This is a genomic window from Pseudomonas sp. LBUM1664, from assembly GCF_059695895.1.
Genome location: NZ_CP166791.1, coordinates 1,823,904 through 1,842,343, shown reverse-complemented (window position 1 = coordinate 1,842,343; position 18,440 = coordinate 1,823,904). Strand labels below are relative to the sequence as shown.

The following is an 18,440-nucleotide window of genomic DNA, read 5'->3' as shown; positions in this document are numbered from 1 at the left end:
ACGTTCGATGAACTGAACGCGCCTTCGGTCCGGAGAACACAATACATTGAAGATGCACTTTATGACCTATGCGTCACGCCGTTTTCTACTGGAAAACAATTTATCCTTGCGCGGCCATGCAACAACGTCACAGTTTTCATATTCAATCGGGCAGCCATATATCGCGCGCAGCCAACAACGCTGGGCCTGTCAGCGTCCAGTTACGGCCCACACGTTCGCGCAGGGCATCCCCCACCTGAGCCGCCGCATCAAGATCACTCAGAAAAGCCCGAATGCCCTCCATCCACGCTTCATAGCTGTTGTTCACACGCATGATCGGCAAATCGATTCGATAAGCCTCAAGGTCGCTGCAAATGACCGGATAGCCACACGCCCCATATTCCAATAGTCGCAGAGGGGTCTTGAAGCGGTTGGATGGGTTGTCACCCAGCGGCGCCAATGCCAGATCAAGGTTCAGCGATGCCAGCTTCTTCGGATAGGAAGACATGTCGACATTGCCATGACATTCATGCACGAAGGGGCGCAGATGATCTGGGCACGGGCCAAAAACCACCCATTGGACCTCGGCAGCAAGGTCCTTCACCACGTTGGCAAGCATATCAAACTCACTGGCATCGCCCATGCCACCAGCCCAACCGATTCGCGGCCGATCTGCGCAACGGCGCTTACTGTCCAAGCTGCCCCAGTCTCCCAGGGACAGGTGGGGACCAAAGACCCGGATATCGGGATGGACCCCTTTGAATGCCTGCGCCATTGCCTCGCTGTTCACCACCAGCCGATCCATATAAGACAGGCCCTGACGTAACATCGCGAGCGCCGGCTCGGACAATGATGGGTATTCACCCATGTCGTAGACTTTAAATGCCCGGGAAAAAGCCCCCATGTGCTGCATCGCTTCAAGGTTGCTATCGCTGACCGGCTGTGCAAGCACAATTACATCTGCGGCGTAGCGCTCCAATTCCACCACCGAAAGCAAGGTGGGTGAAAGACGGCCGTCGATCAATCCTGCCTCATGCAGCGCGTTGAAGGATTGGATAATTCGACGCCCGCCAATATCACCTGGCGTACGGGGGTGAGCTAAAACAGTTGGCAGAGCCTTACAGGCTGCCAGGGGACGCCAGGACATTTTCGAGTCCGCAAGGGTGAACGCCGCACCGCCAGCAAGCGAAAAATTGGGGTTGTATGCCGGATCTCGAGCCAACTGAGGCAACCATCGCTCATATAAGCGGTGGCGCTGTTGCGGCGTGGCCTCGAGAGTTTCCGACTCGCTCACCAGCAACTGCACGCGCGGCGTCCACACGTTCAAATAACCGGCTTGTTGGGCCTTTAGACAAAGATCCACATCCGCCCAAGGCGCGAGCTCTTCATCAAAGCCCCCCAACCCCAGGAACAGCTCCTGACGCAGCATCAGGCACTGGCCACTCACAGCGCTATAGTTCTGATCCACTTGTCCACGGAGCATATAACCTGCCGTGTCGGCGCTCTGACCTGCCAATGGCCTGCCCAGGGTACCGCCCAGGCCCATCACCAGCCCGGCATGACGCAGCTTACCCTGCGCATCAATCAACTTCGCCCCGACACACCCCACTTCCGGGCGCATGGCATGGTTAAGCAATTGCTGCAGCCAGCCCTGCTCGATGACACCGATGGCGCAGTCGAGGAACAAAAGGACGTCGCCCCTTGCTTCACTGGCGGCCTGGTTGCGAATGGCCTCAGCCGATGCATGGGACGAGAAACGCAGCACCCGGATATGCTCGGCACCCAATTGCTCAATACCCGACAACCAGTCGCATACAGTCGATTCTTCATTGCCACGATCCAGCAACAATAATTCGTAGCGACTGTATTGGGTCTGTCCCAACAGGCTATCGACGCATCGTTGCGCGTGAGGTAACTGGCCATCGATCACAATCAGAATACTGACCGCCGGCGTATCGGCATGGTTGTAGTTCAGCTCATAACAGCCCGCCAGTTGCGAATCAACCTGCGCCGCCAGGAAGCCCCGTGCATGCAGATGCTGCTCGATAAGTGCCCGCTCTTGCGGGTTATCCTGCAACGTCAAAAGATCGCTGATCACCAAGGGCTCGCTGATATGCCCCAACCCTTCGAGCCCGGCTGTTTCGATCAGGCGAAGAATGAATTCCAGTTCGAAGGCATCCGGACAGTCGGTCACGAAACCGCCCATCCCCTGCCAGACATCACGACGGTACAACCAGTGCCCAACCAGGGTGGCAGGCAGGCTGAGTAACAAATCAAGATTGAAATCCGGACGCAGCATCAAGTCCAGATTGCCGTTGGCATTGCGCATGACTTCATCGGCATAAACCGCCCGCAGCGCGGGCGCATCGATCAGGTCCAGAGCGGCTGTCAAGAAACCGCTGGCAGTCAATTCATCCCCGGCCCTGAGTACCATGAACCATGTGGCACTCGACTCGAAAAGCCGCTGATTGATGAGTTCCATACTTTGCGATCCTGCCGCAACCTGGAACGCTTCGAGATTGGCTTGGGGAGCGATTCTGGCCACATCGGGCGCCAGCACGGTCACGCGAATCGAGGCGTAGTCCTCATCAAGCGCCCTGATGCTGTCGAGCGTGCAAGTCAACTTATCCGGCTCGCCCTTGCCGTCAAGCACCAACAACTCGAATGCCGGCACGGTTTTGTCGCTCAAACATGCCTTGAGCACGTTTTTTTGCACATCGCTCAGCACTCGCGAAGCCAGCCACCGGCCGCCTTCGCCGCCCTTGCTCTGCGCTTGCCAGGCACGCCCTGCTTGCTGGGTCACGTCGATAAAATGGTCCAGCGCAGACCAGAATTTCGCCTGATGCTCAAGCTGAGTCTGGCGCAACAATGGCAGAGTCTGTCGGGCACGCTCAATGGTCTCGGGGGTGTTTCCCCAAGCCGTTCCGTAATTTTTATTCTCGAACTCAGACAACTGAGCCTGCGCATACTGTCCTGGCAAGACAATACTGATACACCCACAAAGCGCCGCTTCGGCTGCCAGCCCCGAGCGCTCGGCAAGGTAAAAATACTCACACTGCTGAAACAGATCTGCCAGCCCTTCCCAGGAATCTGGAAACTCAGGGGTGATCTCCGTCGCGTCGGGCGGCAGCAATTGAGGATCGATTTTCGCCTGTGCTGCCCTCCCCTGGTAGTAACAGACTTTGCCCGGTATCCGTTTGGCTGGATTGACTGGCGGGCAAAAGATACTCAGGTCAATAGGTGGCAGATGGAGAATATTTTCCTCCGGCATGCCAGGCTGCAGCAGCCCCCGCGAATAGGCAAACAGCACGTCATCCTGGTCAAAGATACCGCTGCCCCCCAGATACCCTGGCTGGTTCAGGAGGTAACGTACTACGACTCCCGCCCCGAGTGGATTGCCGTCGACGATTTCCGGATAGACCACAATAGGCTCCAGGCCCTGGGACCTGTGCAACGCTTTGACCTCACCGCTCAAATAGGGTGTCATCAGATTCGGATCAAACACCCGGGCGGCGATATAGGCTTCATAGCCCGAACGGTTAAGTGCGTCACACAGCATGTGCAGGACCCGAATGCCGGCGGAACTGCGGCGATAGTTCGGCGCATAGATGTAGTAAGGCTGTGGCCGCTTGGAAAACAATTTGCGCATCAAGACTAATTTCCCGTCGAATGGGGTGTGGTATCAAGCCCGGTCAGCGGGCGCCGAATGTCGATCCGTTATCCAGGCCCCGGGCCCAGTCCGCCATGCTGTCTATTGAGGCATCCAGGGACGTCCAGACATCCAGCCCAAGCCCTCTGGCCCGAGTGATGTCGGGGACGTAGAACGAGCGCCCCGCGTCGTCGGAGCGCCCCAGTACCGTCACCGGCTTTTGCGGTGCTATGCGCGCAACCACTCGCCTGGCGAGGTCTGCAATGCTGATCGCGTCGTCCGAGCCCACGTTGTAGGCAACACCGGGCTCACCACGCACAAGCAAGGTCATCAGCCAAGCTGCAAGGTCGGCCCCGTAAAGATAGCTGCGTAGGGCCTGACCGCTGGAGTTGAGTACAATTTCGTCGCCAAACAGGGCGTCGCGAACGAAGTTGCCGATGGCAAAATGTCCATCCAGCGGCAGCCCAGGCCCCGCAAAAGCGAAGCAGCGAGCCATCACCACCTTGATCCCGTAGCGTTGCGCATACAGCGCACCCAGCGTCTCCTGGGCCCGTTTGCCTTCGGCATAGGCACTGGCAACTGCATTACTTGCACAAGCTCCGCTATACGACTCACAGACGCCGGCAGCAAAAGGCAGGCTTCCATACTGGGCACCCGAACCGGTTAGCAGCACTCGCGAAGAAGGGTTACGTGCGGCAAGTTCAAAAACCCGTCGAGCACCGTCGACGAGGGTATTGAACAACTCCAGCGGATGCGCATTCGCCGCTGCCGAGGTATCCGCGGCGGCGTGCAAAATGAAATCGGGCACACGCCCAGGCAGATCAACGAGATCGCGGATATCACCCGTGAACCAGTCGATCCAGCCACACTCGCGATATTCGGGATTGGCCGTCAGAAAACGCGACGGGTTGCGCGAAGTGATCGTCACCGTGATTGCCGCGCCCCGGTCATTGAGGTCGCACAACAATGCCAATAGCCAGCGGCCAAAGAACCCCGTCCCACCCGTCAACAGAAGGTGAGCCCCGGCCAATTCATTCTGCAGGTTCAATCCGGCCAGAATTGAAGGCAGACCGTCAGGCATTCTGAATGCCGCAGAAGGAAGGGAAGCATGCATGTTCTTCAGAAAACCGACCTCGAAGTCTCTCGGTAACCTGACTCCTGCATCGGATAGTCAGCCAGGGTGACATCCTGTTTCGGTGCCTGCCAATTGCCGTAAACGTACGTCAGATAAGCGGGAACATCATGTGGAGTGAAAAACTGCCTGCTCAGGAAGCGGGTTGTATCGGCCGAACGGAAATGAACCTGCGGGGCGATAAACTCTGGACCGGATGACTTGGTCACCGACTTCCCATCTTCAAAAATGCGACGCATGAAACCCAGTTCAAACGGGACGATCACGTCGTAATCAGCCGCGTTCTCGAAGGTAACCGATACACCCGTGACGAAATCATCCGACTTGAGAATGATGATCTCGATGCAAACGCCCTCTCGATGCGGAAGAAGGGCCTTGAGGTCTGACAGACGCTCCAGTAGCAGGGGGAATTCGTCGTCATTGATAGAGAAGTCGACATCGTCATCCCACGGGATCAGGTCACCATCGCGGGTCGCCCCCAGAAGCGTGCCGAAATCCAGCAGAATGGGGATGTTGAACGTCTCTGCAAAATCACCGACCCGTTGAATGGCATCCACGGCCAGCGCTTTGGTGAAATCATGCGAAAACGGTTTGGCGCCACTGTTGACCGCCAGCATACTTTTCGGAGGCAGTACGACCTTTTCTGCCGGAACCCCCAGTTCCTGCAGTTGAGCGGTAATACTTTCCCACCAACCGGTGCTGATAACGACCAGATCGTAATCCAGGGAATGCAAGGTCGACGGCAGAACGACCGGCACTCGGCCGACGTAGGTTCCCTCCTTAAGCGGATCGTTGTCAGCGAACGCAACCACGTTCAACTCGGGAAACCGCGCAAACATCAGCCGTGCCACTCGCCCGGCACCAAACAGCACCAAACGTTTTTCTTTTAATTGTTCAGGCAGCATGTTCACCCCTTGACCGCAACGCAGCGTCCGACCAGAGCATCTTCATCGCGGTATTTTGCAAAGCCACGACCCTGTATCTGGTAGGCAATTGAAAATCCCGCCCCCTGCAATGTATCGATCAATGCGTCATGATCAATGTAGCGGCGGTAGTGTTGACCAAACCTTTTCGCCCCACTTTCATCTTCTTTGGTTCTGTATTCCAGGAAAACCAAACTGCCCGATGGAAGCGCATTTTCCAGCATGTCAAAGAACGTCTTTTCTACCTCGGCGTCGATCGCATGCAAAAAGAAGCGGGCGTACACCGCCACACGATGTTTGCCTTGCAGAAATTCCTGAAGATGTTCCGCACTGCCTTCGGCATTACTTAACAGGTACTGAACCTGTACGCTTTTTGTGCGCTGCCGGCATAAGGCAATGGCTTCTGAAGAGGCATCGAAGGCCAACACCTGGAAGCCATTGAGCGCAAAAAACTCACTGTCTCGCCCATTACCGCAGCCAAACTCAACGACCGCATCCACGCCAATGAACTCACCTGCCGAGAACACTGAAAACTGAGAAGGCAATTGCGGTACCGAGGTGTCTTGGCGACTATAAAAGCCGTTCCAGTACTCCAAGCGATCAGCAAGGGTGGGATTAAAACTCATAGACATACATCCCTTAAAATTCTCTTTAATCAACCGTGAAGTCTCCCTCACGCGCCGGAGTATCAATAAAAATACAGCGTGGTGTCGTCGACAATGTCCGAATAATGGCGAACACCCACTTTATAATCGCCTCGAATGGAAAGAACGGTATCGATCAACTTCCACAAATCATCACTGCGATGATAAGCACACACGCACAGTTTCGGACGCGCACGTTGTATGACCTGACGGGCGCCACGAAGAGCGCCCTGTTCCGCACCTTCGATATCGAGTTTGATAAGGGTCACGTCCCCAGACATGATCTCATCCAGAGGGATACCGGGCACATGCGCAGGCGCCGTCGGCGACTGTTCGCAAGACAATGCGCCGAGCACATCACAACTATTGGATTCGGGAGCCGACAGTTGGCAGGCCACTTCGGTCATGGCGGCCTGAAGCACCACCACTTCGGGGCGCCCACTGAACGTTCTCTGACACTCCAGGAATGCCAGTTGCTCCGGCTCAAAAAGACAAGCGCTTTGCACTGGGCCGAAACGTGATTCGATTTTGCTCAAGGTATCGCCGTTGTAGGCACCGGCATCGACATAATGTCGAAGGTCCTGGGCGCTGACGAATGCCGGCTCAAGGTATTCGTCCATGAAATCCGAACGGATCTTCGCATCAGCATGGCCGAGATCAAGGCGCTGGGTCATCAAACCATCGAAGACCTCTCGCGAGCGTTCATCGTCCAGGCACAAGAACGCCGATATAAACGCCCGGCGCTCATCGACAACTTTAGACCTGTAGTGGCGGAAACTTGTCTCGGTGATATATGGGGCATCCATCGCAGCAAGGAACTGCTGCATGGTCATGAAGTTGTTCCAACCCTGGGCTTGCAGGTCACGCTGGATAACCGCGCTGTAGCGACCGCTACCCAGAACAATAAGTGCATTGCCAGGAAGGCTGGAGGGGTCAAACGCCTGTACTTTAATTCCGTCGAGCGTTGTAGTGTGCTTGTTTACATCGTTGTCGAAGAACGCCTGAACACGACCGCCCGTGTTGGCAAACAAACGCGCCAACAGCACACCCACCTGATGGGCGCCGAAGATATAGACGGGCGCGTCGAGCTGCCTTTCCAGCGCCTCATAAGAAAAGTCGGACGAGTCCATGGAAAGCAACCTGGCCATACCCGGATAGGTGCCAAGTCGTCTCAGAACATTCAACTGATGGCGTGATCGCAGCACCACTTCCTGTTCGGGAACAATGCGCGCCTGCGGATCGAAGCGAAACTTCAAGACCGAGGGTTCCCCACCCAGAGAAATAGCGCACTGATAGGTGTGCCCCTCCGTCAGCTCGTCACCTTGTAGCAAATCAGCATTCTCATGGTTACGCATGCGTCGCTACCCCGTTGCAGCGTTCATTGGGCGCGACCGCGTAAAGCACCGTGTCAAACGAGCTATAGGCGTGGCAGCGCAGAAAAAATCGATAACCCAGACCGTACCCGTCTATCTGCTCAAAAATGCTCCACAGATGTTCGGCGCGGTGGTAAATACTGATGGCCAGGCTGGGGCGGTATTGATGCAAGAGTTGAAGAGCCCCCGCCAACGCCGCGGGCTCTTCACCTTCAATATCCATTTTGATCAAGGTCGGAGCGAACTCAGGAAGGGCGTCATCCAATCGAACGCAGGTCACCGTCTCGCCACCCGATTCAACAAGATGGCCACCAGCGCCCAAAGCACCGTCGAAGCCGACCCGTCGATTACCATCGGAAACGCCACACGGAAAATTCACAGCGTTGAGATCGCTCAGGCTCTTGACGAGCAAGGCGTAGTTTTCAAGGTTGGGCTCGAAGGTAGCCACCGCCTCGAAGGTCAGTCCGGCAGCACGCATCTCTTCAACGGTGTCGCCGGTGTAGGCACCACAGTCAATGAAGCGCAACGGTTGCGGCCAGGTTGGTAGATCCTCAGGAAAATACTGCCTAGGCGTCGGCGCAGGCAGCCGCAGATAGTCACCGGTCATTCTGAAATCAACGATGCGATCCAACAGTTCGCGACTGGCCTCGTCCGCCAGTTGCTCTCGCATGTGGGCGATACGATCGGCATGCGCCTCGTAATAGCTCGGTTCAACCAACCAGTAGCGGAAGGGCTGCCCCTTGGGATAATGACGAACGAACTCGACAAGACTGACAACGCGCCCATAGCCCAGTTGCTGCAATTGGGTCACAACTTCGGCGACATCCACATAGTTGTTGAACAGGCCAATGATGACGCAAGCACTTGCCGGGTCATGCTTTGCTGCCCAATCCGATGCGGTGGCAACGCAGATCCCGTCGACCTCTTTGAGCGAAGTGTCGCGATCCAGAAACGCACTGACCTCAACCCCCTCACCGGCCAGATAGTTGCGAACCCGCTGGCCGGCCAACCGTGCACCGTAGACCAGCACATGCTTGAAGTTCTGTCCGTTAAACATGGCTGGCTCCCGAAGCAACCCGTACCAGTACCGCATGACCGTTGAGATTGTGAAGAAAGCGGAAGTCCTGGTTGGCGGCGGTGAACTCGTTTACCAGCCGGGTCACGCCTTCGCAGCCGAAGAATCCATAGTCGTCGAAAACCACGACGGCACCGGTAACCAGACGTGGCATTGCCCACTCCAACACACTGCGCGCGGACTCATACACATCCACATCAATGTGCAGAAAGGCCAGCCGTGGACCGACGTGTTCGGCGTTACGTTCTGGAAACATGCCCTCAAGCAGATGAACACGATCGGTCACGCCACAACGCGCAGCGAGTGCCTCCACCAGTTGAATGTCCGTGTCGCTGTGTTCACCGCCCTCGTAACGGGTATCAAGGCTGCCAGCCTTGACCACGCCGGTGAACGTATCGGCGAGGAACACCTTGCGTCCGGGCCGCTGACTGGCCAACGCCAACAGGCAACCCGAACCGCCACGCCATACGCCCACTTCAAGGAAGTCGCCGTCGACCCCGTCCAATTGCCGGGCCAGCGACCACAGCTCATACAACCGGTATTTATCCACCAGCGTATTGCGCTCGACCAACGCCAGCGCTTGCTCAAAAGGCCGGTCCCCACACCACGGCGCATAGCTGGAGTATGGCAACAGCCGCTCATGGCGAATCTCGGGGGATTTGGCGTGCGCCCATGAAACCGTACCGCGCAAATAGCGGTAGCTCAGGCCGGTCAGTTTTCGCTTCAGCCAGGCCATTTCAGTGGTGCTCCGAAATCGCCATCTGCGCGTTGAATTCATCGCGCGGCAGGAACGGATACAGGTCTTCCAACGCGCCGGTTTCCGGCTTGCCCTGTTCATTGATACGGGTCATGACCCGTGGCACGCGTGCCTCTTCGACCTGAACCAACACTTCGCAGATCACCGGGCCACTGCGCCCGAGCACCTCGGTCAGTGCCGCATCCAGCCCCTTGTGAGCATCGATACGGGCGTAACCGACGCCATAGGCAGCGGACAATTGCTGCAGATCAGGCAATTTCAGGCCGCTGGTGTCATCGGCGCCGACCAGCAATTTGAAGTGCATGTTCTGCGAGGTACGGATCGAGGCATAGCCCTGGTTGTTGATCACAAAGCACTTGATCGGCAGATTCTGCGCCGCCAGGGTAGCCAGCTCCTGAATATTGAGCTGCACGCCGCCATCGCCCTCCACACAAATCGTCTGCTTGCGACCAGAGGCAAGGCAGGCACCGATGGCCGACGGCACACCGAAGCCCATCGAGCCGGTGCCGCGGTTGTGGAAGCAGCGCTGGTCTTTCTTCAAGCGCAGATTGAGCAGGAACAGTTCGGAGGCGAACCCGGAACTGCCGGGAGCAATCACATCACCTTCACTCAACAGGTCCGACAGGCGATCGGTGAAGTGATACATGCTCACGCCGTCACTGTCATCGGCGTGCTCAGGCTGCAGCAGCGGATAACGTTGGCGCCAGGCGGCGATCTGCGACAGCCAACTGTCGTACGCCGGCAAAGGTGCAGCCTTGATCCCTGCCACCAGGCCTTCGATGAACGGCTTGACGTCAGCCACCACCGCCACTTCAACCGGCATCTGCAATTTGGCGATTTCCGCCGCATCGATATCGACCACGACTTTCTTCGCATAAGGGGCGAAATGTGCATGGTTGTAAGCGGTGAGCGCCATGTCCAGGCGCGAGCCGAGCACGATCAGCAGATCGCAGTTTTGCAAGGTGAAGTTGGCCCAGCGCGGTGCAATCGAACCGGGGCGACCGCCAAACAGCGGATGCTCGTCCTCGATCACGTCCATCGCCAGCCAGGTCGGCATGATCGGGACGCCAGCACTTTCAACCAGCGCATTGAACGCGTCGATGGCGCCGGCCATGCGGATGCCGCTGCCAGCAATAATCCCTGGACGCTTGGCGGTTTTCAGCAACTCCAGGGTGCGGGCCAACGGCTCGGCAATGTCGACGGCCGCGGCCACCGGCGGCAATTTGGCACGGCGTAGCTGCGCAGGGTCGATCTGCACGGCCTGCACATCCAGAGGCACGTCGAGCCAGACAGGACCGCGACGGCCGGTCAGCGCGGCATGCTCGAGTTCGTCGAACACTTCGGCGACCGCCAATGGGTCGGTCAGGGTCACGGCGCGCTTGGTAATCGAGGAGACGATAGAAACGATGTCGGCCTCCTGCACACCCAGCATGCGCAAACCGGTGCCGGCCTTCAAATCGGCGGTCTTGACCTGACCCGAGATAAAAAACACCGGCGTGGAGTCGAGCCAGGCGCCAAGGGTCGCGGTGACCGCGTTGGTGGCGCCCGGACCACAGGTGGTCATGCAAGCACTCGGCCCACCGGTGAGTTTGCCCGCCGATTCGGCCGCGATGCCGGCGGCCTGTTCATGCAGGCACAGGATCGGCTCAAGGTCGGGATGACGGCCCAGGGCATCGTTCAAATGCATGGCGCCGCCACCTGGCAGGAAATACACCTGCTTGATGCCCAGTTCCGCCAGTCGATTCATGATGTAGTCAGCTACACGCATTTTGGTACTCATCGTTCAAAACCCCAGTTCGCCAAGCGCTCGGCTCAATTCAATTCGTTCAGAAACTCAAGCGCCGACCAGAACCCGGCACCGTGATCTTTGTGGCCCTGCCACACTTCGGGAATAAAACTCACCTGTGGATAATCCTTGAGCTGCGCCCAGGTGGCTGGCCAGTCCACGTCTCCGGTGCCCATCAGGACACCTTCACCGTTGCTGCCCTTGGCATCGGCCACGTGCAGGTGCGCCGAATGCGGCAGCAGCATGGCCAGGGCGGACTGGAAGTCCAGGTCGAAGTGGAAGCAGGCCATTTGCAGGTGCGAGAGATCCAGGCAAAGACGCATGTTCATGGCCTTGGCCTGCTCGGCCAGTTCCTGCGGCATCATGAAAATGTTTTGGTGACGCTGGCCGCCGAAGTGCCAGGGGAACGGCGCCATGTTCTGTGGAATCAGCTCGGTACGACCGAAGTCGACCTGGGCGCAAGACTCACGGAAGCGTCGGTACAGTTCGGCCCGGTGGCTGACCGGGAAGGGTTCGTCGGCCGAGAAGCCGCCGACGTTCGCCACGATCAGCAACGAATCGGCGTTGGGGAAAAACTCGGCGATCTGCAAGGTCGCATCCACCACCCGCTGCAGGTTGGCGATCGAACGCTGGCGGTACTCCAGATCGTCCGCCGCCAGGTCCAGCAGCTCGCTGTTCTCGAACAACTCGGGCGCGTGAACCACCAGGCGCGAACATTGCACCGTGCGCAGGTACGCGTGCGGCGCCACGCTCAGGTCGCGGTAGGACAAATGGAATTCGAACAGGTCGGGCTTGATCCACTGGTCGTATTGCAGAAAATCGTGATACCGGACCGGCACGCCCCAGAGAATCGGCATGGCGTATTCGCGAAGGATCTCTTGCTGGGCGACCAGGTCACTGTCGAACAGGAAGTCGCCCTGGGCAACGGCGCGCCCGGCCTGTTTGCCCAGCAGCTCGGCCAGCCGATACGGTGGCAAACCCTGACCGGGGCTGGCGACGCGCAGCATGTCCTGGGTGAACGTTTCGCCAGGTTCGATGGCCCGGGCCGCGATCACGCTTTTGCCGAGGTTTTCGCGGTTGAGCAATTCGCCCTGGCTGGCGTGGCGCCCCGGTCCGGTCCACGGCAGGGCTTTTTCGACCTGACGGATGCCGTCGACCAGTTGCCGAAACTCTTCGGGTTCCAGGCTCGCCAGGTGGTCGGGCCCTTCCATGCCGCGATCCAGGGTGATGTGGCGTTCGATCAGCTTGGCGCCGAGCGCCACCGCAGCAATGCTGATGGCCGTGCCACGCTCATGGCCCGAGTAGCCCACCAGGCCATGCAACTGGCCCAGACGCGCCAGGTAACCGAGCTGGATATCGGTTTCCGGGGCCGGGTAGGTGCTGTTGCAATGCAGCAGCGCGAACGGTACGCCCAGGCCATTGAGTTGTTCGATGGCCCGGACGATTTCGTGCTCCAGGGACATCCCGGTCGACAGAATCAACGGCTTGCCCAGGGAAGCGGCCTTGGCGATCAGGTACGGGTTGCACAGGTCGGCGGAGGCGATTTTCAGCGCCGGCACGTCGAAACCGGCCAGTACCTCGACACTCGGCTCGTCCCAGGGGGTGCAGATGTAGCTGATGCCTTTCTGCGCGCAGTAGTCGCGGATCAGTCGATGTTCATCCACGCTCAGTTCGACTTTATCCAGCAGGTCCTGAATGTATTCCACGCCCAGGTCTTCGGCCCGCGACCCATCGGCCTTGCGCCGATACAGGGCCTCGCGGTTGCGCAACTGGAACTTCACGCAGTCGGCGCCCGCGTCGATGGACGCGTCCACCAGTTGCCGGGCCAGCGCCACGGAGCCGTTGTGGTTGTTACCCACTTCGGCGATGACAAAAATGTGGTCCCCACCGACGGTGATCCCATCGATGCTGAATATCTGCTTACTCATTGAATTTTGGTCCGCCAGGAAGTGACACCGCTGGATTCAAAACGGAAATCGGTGGTTCGGCAGCCAAGCGCTCTGACCTTTTCGGTCACGGCCTGACGGTGCTGGGGTTGTACGAAAAACAGGAAAAAGCCGCCGCCGCCGGCGCCCAATAACTTGCCGCCCAGGGCCCCTGCGTCCAGGGCGCATTCATAGATCTGGTCGAGCACACCGTCGCTCACCGCCAGGGAAAATTGCTTTTTGAGCATCCAGCCGTCGTGCAGGCAGCGGCCGAAATCATGCAACTCGCCCCGAATCAAATGGTGGTGCATGCGGCGGCACAGCGACACGCTTTCTGTCAGCAGCAGGCTTTGCTCGCCCTTGCTGCTCATTTCTTCGCGCTGTTGCACATGGAGCTTGCCGGAGTCGTGGGAGATGCGGGTATCGCAGAGCACCAGGCACTCTTCCAGCTCGTTGCAGATCGAATCTTCAAGACGAATCGGGTGTACCAGGTTGCGGCCTTCCTTGAACTCGATCAGGTTGAAGCCGCCGAACGCCGACGCGTACTGATCCTGCCAGCCACCGGCGATGCCAAAGCACAGGCGCTCGGCCTGGAACGCCAGCTCGGCCACTTCATAAGTGCTCCAGCGATCGCGGCGCAATTCATTGAAGGCGGCAATGACCGCCGTGGCGACCGCCGACGAGCCCCCCAGGCCCGAACCCACCGGAAAATCGGAACGCATGTACAGGTCCAGCCCGTAGCTGGGCTGGATGACCGAAACGATGGTCGCCAGCAGGCCTTTGTCGGCGCGGTCCATCAGGTCGTCCAGGGTGGCGTAGGACTCGCGGGTGCCCAGGTCTTCGGAGAAGATCCGGATCACGCTGTCGGTACGCGGAATCAAAGTGGCGTGGGAATACAGCCCGACCGTGCAACTGAGCACCGCGGCAGGGTTTTCGACGAAGTAATACGTCAGGTCGGAACCACCGCCACTGAAGCTCATGCGCACCGGCGCCCTCGCCCGGGCCAGCACCGGCACTTCCTGATTGGCGGCCAGCCGTGCGGGCGTGACGACATCCACCAGGCAGCCGGATGCATCCACCACCGGAATCGCGTTGTAGCTCAGGTCGAAGATCTTGAGCATTTCCTCGCGCGAGGCACCGACTTTTACCGAACGGTAAGCGGTGTTCATGCACTCGGTGACCGGCACGCTGGTTTCGCCGCCCTGGAGCAGGTAACGGCGCAAGTCGCCGTTGGTCAACACACCTTCAAGATGCCACTGTTCGTTGACCACGAAGACGATTTGCAAGTCGCCCGTCTCGATGCACTCAACGGCGTCGAGAATGGTCTGGTTCATGTAGACCGTTTGTGTTCTGGCCAGTTGGTTCATGGGTGGACGGCCTCCTCGAACTGCGACTTGAACGCACTCAAGGCGTCAGGCGTTCCGATATCAATAAAAGGCCCGGTGTAGGCACAGACCTTGAGCGACTGACGCTGGATAAGCATCGGCAGAATGTCCTGTTCCATCGAGCAGACCTGAACGACGCACGCTTGCAGCGAGTCGGCGGCGAATGCATAGACGCCGGCATTGACCCTGCCCGGTCCGCAACGACCCTTTTCATTCAGCCCCAGCAATTGCAGGTTTTCGGAGCAATCCAGGCTGCCGTAACGGGACCGATCCTCGACCTCCACGCCCACCAGCACGTTGCCGGTGGCGGCCATGGCCAATCGATAGGCCCGGCGGTCAAGCCAGGTGTCGGCGTTCAGCACCAGGAAACGACCTTCGGGCGGCACTTGTTGCAAGGCGTACAAAATCGCTCCGCCGGTGCCCATGGGTTGCTCTTCGACCACCAGCTCCAGCGCCAGGCCGGTTTCGGCCATCAGCGACGGCAGCAGTTCGGCCAACTGATCGGCCCGGTAATGCGCGCACAGGACGGCACGCTCTACGCCCGCTTGCTTAAGCTCAGCCAGCACCAGCGCGAGAAACGGCCGGCCGTGAATATCCACGACTGCTTTCTGCGAGCCCTGGAGCACGGTACTCAGACGGGTACCGAAACCACCGCAAAGGACGTAGGCGCGCATCAGCGATCCAGCCCGAAAAAATGTTCCAGGCAACGTGCCGCATGCCCCAGGTGCTCTTCGCCCAGGCCTGGCCAGACGCCGATCCAGAAGGTGTCGTTCATGATTTTGTCGGTCACCGTCAGCTCGCCACTGACGCGGAAGTTGCGGCCCAGCATGTAGGGCTGACGCACCAGGTTGCCGGCGAACAGCAACCGCGTACCGACGTTCTGGCTATCCAGGTAGCGCAGCAGCTCGACACGCTGGATGCCGCATCCGTCACGCAGGGTCACGGGGAAGCCGAACCACGACGGATCGCTGTGCGCAGTGGCCTCGGGCAGGATGAGGAAATCGGCGCAACTGGCCAGGCGTTCGCTGAGCCAGCGGAAGTTGCGCTTGCGCGCGACGGTGAAATCCTCCACGCGGTCCATCTGTGCCAGGGCACAGGCTGCCTGCATGTCGGTAATTTTCAGGTTATAGCCCAGGTGCGAATAGGTGTACTTGTGGTCGTAACCTTCCGGCAATTCGCCCATCTGCTTGCAAAAGCGCTGCTTGCAGGTGTTGTCCTTGCCTGGCTCGCAATAGCAGTCGCGGCCCCAGTCGCGGAACGACTCCATGATGCGCTTGAGCAACGGACTGTCCGTGAACACAGCGCCGCCCTCGCCCATGGTGATGTGGTGCGCCGGGTAGAAACTCAACGTGCCAATGTCGCCGAAGGTGCCGACCATCTGGCCTTTGTAGGTCGAGCCCAGGGCATCGCAGCAGTCTTCGATCAGCCACAATTTGTATTTGTCGCACAGCGCCCGCACGACACTCAGGTCATAAGGGTTGCCCAAGGTGTGAGCCAGCATGATGGCCTTGGTCTTCGGCCCGATGGCTGCTTCGATCTTGGTCGGGTCGATGTTGTAGGTACCCATTTGTACATCGACGAACACCGGGACCGCACCGAACTGCAGGATCGGGTTGACGGTGGTTGGGAAGCCGGCGGCAACGCCGATCACTTCATCGCCAGGCTTGATCGCACGGTCGCCCAGGCGTGGCGAGGTCAGCGCGGAAAATGCCAGCAGGTTGGCCGACGAACCCGAGTTGGTGGTTAGCACACAGCGCCGCCCCAGGTATTTGCCCAGGCGTTTTTCGAAAGCCTCGTTGAACCGGCCAGTGGTCAGCCAGCCGTCCAGCACCGCCTCGGTCATCGATTGCAGTTCAGCAGCGCCGATTACCTTGCCCGCCGGCGGTACGCTGCTCTGGCCGGCAACGAATACCTGCGGAGCGAGCGCCGCTTGTGCGTAGCGCCCCACTAACTCGACAATTTGTTGGCGCAACTGCGTAGTACTTTCACTCATGGGTATCGCCTTGGTAATCCGCGATCTGCTTGCGGGTAAAGTTGTGCATGTCTTGGCCGTTCTGCCAGGCCAGGTGCCAGGCCAGCGTGCGTTCAAGACTGGTCGCCAGGGACCAGCGCGGCGTCCAGCCGAGTTCTTCGCGCGCCTTGCTGGAGTCGAGCGCCAGTAAACCGGCCTCGTGAGGTTGTGCTTGAGGGGCCACCGACCAGCGCACCGGCGTCGGCCATTGTTCGGCAAGCAGGCCGACGATGGTTTCGACCGTGGCGACGTTGCCGCTCTCGGGACCGAAGTTCCAGGCACCCACGTGACGCTCGCCATCCTCCACCAGTCCACGGGCCAGCATCAGGTAGCCCATCAACGGTTCGAGGGCGTGTTGCCATGGACGGGTCGCTTGTGGATAACGCAGGACCACTTCTTCATCGTTTTGCCAGGCGCGGAAAATGTCCGGCACCAGCCGTTCCGGCGACCAATCGCCACCGCCGATGACATTGCCGGCCCGGGCGGTTGCCAGTGCTACACCAGCGTCCTGCAGGAACGAATTTCGGTAAGAGGCGCAGAGCAACTCAACGCAAGCCTTGCTATTGCTGTACGGGTCGAAACCGCCGAGGGCGTCGTACTCGCGATAGGGCAAGACCCACTCGCGGTTCTCGTAGCATTTGTCGGTCGTCACCACGACCACTGCCCGCACGCTGGGACAATGGCGAACGGCTTCAAGCAGATTGACCGTGCCCATGACGTTGGTGGCATAGGTCTGGACGGGGTTGCGATAGGCCTCTCGCACCAGCGCTTGCGCAGCCAGGTGCAGGACCACGTCCGGCTCGAATGCCTGAAGCGCCGACGCCAGCACCGCGCCTTCGCAAATGTCGGCCAGGTCGCCGGGAATCAAGCGGTCCAGGCCCGCGACGGACCACAAGGCTGGCGTGGTATCGGCCGGCAAGGCAAAGCCGTGGACCTCGGCACCCAGCTGGCGCAGCCACAGCGCCAGCCAGCCACCCTTGAAGCCCGTGTGGCCGGTCAGGAAGACCTTTTTACCCGTCCAGAATGTGTTCAAGGCCAGAGTTTCCATTCAGCCTGGCCGCTGTTCCAGCGCTCTTCGAGGAAGACGCGATCACGCAACGTGTCCATCGGCTGCCAGAAGCCATGGTGCAGGTGGCTCATCAACTGCCCCTGCCGCGCCAGGTTGCGCATCGGCTCGTATTCCCAGGTCGTGGTGTCGTCTTCAATGCCATCGAGCGCAGCGGGTTCCAGCACGAAAAAGCCGCCGTTGATCCAGCCGCCATCGCCCTGGGGTTTTTCCTGGAAACCTCTGACGCAAGCACCTTCAAGCTCCATCGCGCCAAAGCGGCCCGGAGGCTGGACGCTCGTGACCGTCGCCAGTTTGCCGTGCTGGCGATGGAACTCGACCAGCTCGTTAACGTTGACGTTGGAAACGCCGTCGCCATAGGTGAGGCAGAACGTCTCGTCGCCCAAATAGTCACGCACGCGCTTGAGGCGCCCGCCGGTACCGGTGACTTCACCGGTGTCCACCAGCGTGACGCGCCACGGCTCGACCTTGCCCTGGTGGATGTGCATGCTGTTTTCAGCCATGTCGAACGTCACGTCCGACATGTGCAGGAAGTAGTTGGCGAAATACTCTTTGATGACGTAGCCCTTGTAGCCCAGGCAGACCACAAAGTCGTTGATGCCATAGTGAGAGTAGATTTTCATGATGTGCCAGATGATTGGCTTGCCACCAATTTCAATCATCGGCTTGGGCTTGAGATGCGACTCCTCACTGATACGGGTGCCCAGTCCTCCAGCCAAAATTACTGCCTTCATA

14 protein-coding genes are annotated in these 18,440 nt (G+C 59.0%); all 14 read right to left on the bottom strand.

Annotated elements, in window-relative coordinates:
- Positions 1 to 142: 142 nt before the first annotated feature.
- The 14 genes from ACA047_RS08760 to rfbF all read right to left on the bottom strand — a co-directional run bounded on the left by ACA047_RS08760 (position 143) and on the right by rfbF (position 18,439).
- A complete protein-coding gene (locus ACA047_RS08760; protein ID WP_497360269.1) occupies positions 143 to 3,628 on the bottom strand; it encodes a glycosyltransferase in 3,486 nt (1,161 codons plus the stop codon).
- A 43-nt stretch (positions 3,629 to 3,671) separates the two neighbouring features.
- Entirely contained in the window at positions 3,672 to 4,709 is a 1,038-nt protein-coding gene (locus tag ACA047_RS08755) for an NAD-dependent epimerase/dehydratase family protein (protein ID WP_497358463.1), read from the bottom strand.
- 38 nt (positions 4,710 to 4,747) lie between these two features.
- The gene (locus ACA047_RS08750) at positions 4,748 to 5,665 is read right to left on the bottom strand and encodes a LicD family protein (protein ID WP_497358461.1); all 918 of its coding nucleotides are present in this window, start codon (positions 5,663 to 5,665) and stop codon (positions 4,748 to 4,750) included.
- 2 nt (positions 5,666 to 5,667) lie between these two features.
- Entirely contained in the window at positions 5,668 to 6,309 is a 642-nt protein-coding gene (locus tag ACA047_RS08745; protein WP_497358459.1) for a methyltransferase domain-containing protein, read from the bottom strand.
- 62 nt (positions 6,310 to 6,371) lie between these two features.
- Entirely contained in the window at positions 6,372 to 7,682 is a 1,311-nt protein-coding gene (locus ACA047_RS08740) for an FkbM family methyltransferase (RefSeq protein WP_497358457.1), read from the bottom strand.
- A complete protein-coding gene (locus ACA047_RS08735; RefSeq protein WP_497358455.1) occupies positions 7,675 to 8,757 on the bottom strand; it encodes an FkbM family methyltransferase in 1,083 nt (360 codons plus the stop codon). The genes ACA047_RS08740 and ACA047_RS08735 overlap by 8 nt, the downstream gene beginning before the upstream one ends.
- The gene (locus tag ACA047_RS08730) at positions 8,750 to 9,511 is read right to left on the bottom strand and encodes a TylF/MycF/NovP-related O-methyltransferase (protein ID WP_497358453.1); all 762 of its coding nucleotides are present in this window, start codon (positions 9,509 to 9,511) and stop codon (positions 8,750 to 8,752) included. The genes ACA047_RS08735 and ACA047_RS08730 overlap by 8 nt, the downstream gene beginning before the upstream one ends.
- A gap of 1 nt (position 9,512) precedes the next feature.
- Positions 9,513 to 11,300, bottom strand: coding sequence for a thiamine pyrophosphate-binding protein (locus ACA047_RS08725; RefSeq protein WP_497358451.1), 1,788 nt, complete (start codon positions 11,298 to 11,300; stop codon positions 9,513 to 9,515).
- Between the two features lie 44 nt (positions 11,301 to 11,344).
- Positions 11,345 to 13,246, bottom strand: a complete 1,902-nt coding sequence (locus ACA047_RS08720; RefSeq protein ID WP_497358449.1) for an N-acetylneuraminate synthase family protein — start codon at positions 13,244 to 13,246, stop codon at positions 11,345 to 11,347.
- Positions 13,243 to 14,610 carry a GHMP family kinase ATP-binding protein gene (locus ACA047_RS08715; RefSeq protein ID WP_497358447.1) on the bottom strand — a complete coding sequence of 456 codons (1,368 nt, stop codon included), beginning with the start codon at positions 14,608 to 14,610 and terminating at the stop codon, positions 13,243 to 13,245. Before ACA047_RS08715 ends, ACA047_RS08720 begins: the two co-directional genes overlap by 4 nt.
- Positions 14,607 to 15,302, bottom strand: coding sequence for a sugar phosphate nucleotidyltransferase (locus ACA047_RS08710; protein WP_497358445.1), 696 nt, complete (start codon positions 15,300 to 15,302; stop codon positions 14,607 to 14,609). The genes ACA047_RS08715 and ACA047_RS08710 overlap by 4 nt, the downstream gene beginning before the upstream one ends.
- Entirely contained in the window at positions 15,302 to 16,621 is a 1,320-nt protein-coding gene (gene rfbH / locus ACA047_RS08705; protein WP_497358443.1) for a lipopolysaccharide biosynthesis protein RfbH, read from the bottom strand. Before rfbH ends, ACA047_RS08710 begins: the two co-directional genes overlap by 1 nt.
- On the bottom strand, positions 16,614 to 17,687 hold the full coding sequence (gene rfbG / locus ACA047_RS08700; protein ID WP_497358441.1) for a CDP-glucose 4,6-dehydratase: 1,074 nt from the start codon (positions 17,685 to 17,687) through the stop codon (positions 16,614 to 16,616). Before rfbG ends, rfbH begins: the two co-directional genes overlap by 8 nt.
- Positions 17,669 to 18,439, bottom strand: coding sequence for a glucose-1-phosphate cytidylyltransferase (gene rfbF / locus ACA047_RS08695; RefSeq protein WP_497358439.1), 771 nt, complete (start codon positions 18,437 to 18,439; stop codon positions 17,669 to 17,671). The genes rfbG and rfbF overlap by 19 nt, the downstream gene beginning before the upstream one ends.
- Between the last annotated feature and the right edge of the window lies 1 nt (position 18,440).

Excerpts from the sequence above, each read along its gene's own strand:
- ACA047_RS08760 (WP_497360269.1), bottom strand. The coding sequence starts at position 3,628 with ATGCGCAAATTGTTTTCCAAGCGGCCACAGCCTTACTACATCTATGCG.
- ACA047_RS08755 (WP_497358463.1), bottom strand. The coding sequence starts at position 4,709 with ATGCCTGACGGTCTGCCTTCAATTCTGGCCGGATTGAACCTGCAGAAT.
- ACA047_RS08750 (WP_497358461.1), bottom strand. The coding sequence starts at position 5,665 with ATGCTGCCTGAACAATTAAAAGAAAAACGTTTGGTGCTGTTTGGTGCC.
- ACA047_RS08745 (WP_497358459.1), bottom strand. The coding sequence starts at position 6,309 with ATGAGTTTTAATCCCACCCTTGCTGATCGCTTGGAGTACTGGAACGGC.
- ACA047_RS08740 (WP_497358457.1), bottom strand. The coding sequence starts at position 7,682 with ATGCGTAACCATGAGAATGCTGATTTGCTACAAGGTGACGAGCTGACG.
- ACA047_RS08735 (WP_497358455.1), bottom strand. The coding sequence starts at position 8,757 with ATGTTTAACGGACAGAACTTCAAGCATGTGCTGGTCTACGGTGCACGG.
- ACA047_RS08730 (WP_497358453.1), bottom strand. The coding sequence starts at position 9,511 with ATGGCCTGGCTGAAGCGAAAACTGACCGGCCTGAGCTACCGCTATTTG.
- ACA047_RS08725 (WP_497358451.1), bottom strand. The coding sequence starts at position 11,300 with ATGCGTGTAGCTGACTACATCATGAATCGACTGGCGGAACTGGGCATC.
- ACA047_RS08720 (WP_497358449.1), bottom strand. The coding sequence starts at position 13,246 with ATGAGTAAGCAGATATTCAGCATCGATGGGATCACCGTCGGTGGGGAC.
- ACA047_RS08715 (WP_497358447.1), bottom strand. The coding sequence starts at position 14,610 with ATGAACCAACTGGCCAGAACACAAACGGTCTACATGAACCAGACCATT.
- ACA047_RS08710 (WP_497358445.1), bottom strand. The coding sequence starts at position 15,302 with ATGCGCGCCTACGTCCTTTGCGGTGGTTTCGGTACCCGTCTGAGTACC.
- rfbH (WP_497358443.1), bottom strand. The coding sequence starts at position 16,621 with ATGAGTGAAAGTACTACGCAGTTGCGCCAACAAATTGTCGAGTTAGTG.
- rfbG (WP_497358441.1), bottom strand. The coding sequence starts at position 17,687 with ATGGAAACTCTGGCCTTGAACACATTCTGGACGGGTAAAAAGGTCTTC.
- rfbF (WP_497358439.1), bottom strand. The coding sequence starts at position 18,439 with ATGAAGGCAGTAATTTTGGCTGGAGGACTGGGCACCCGTATCAGTGAG.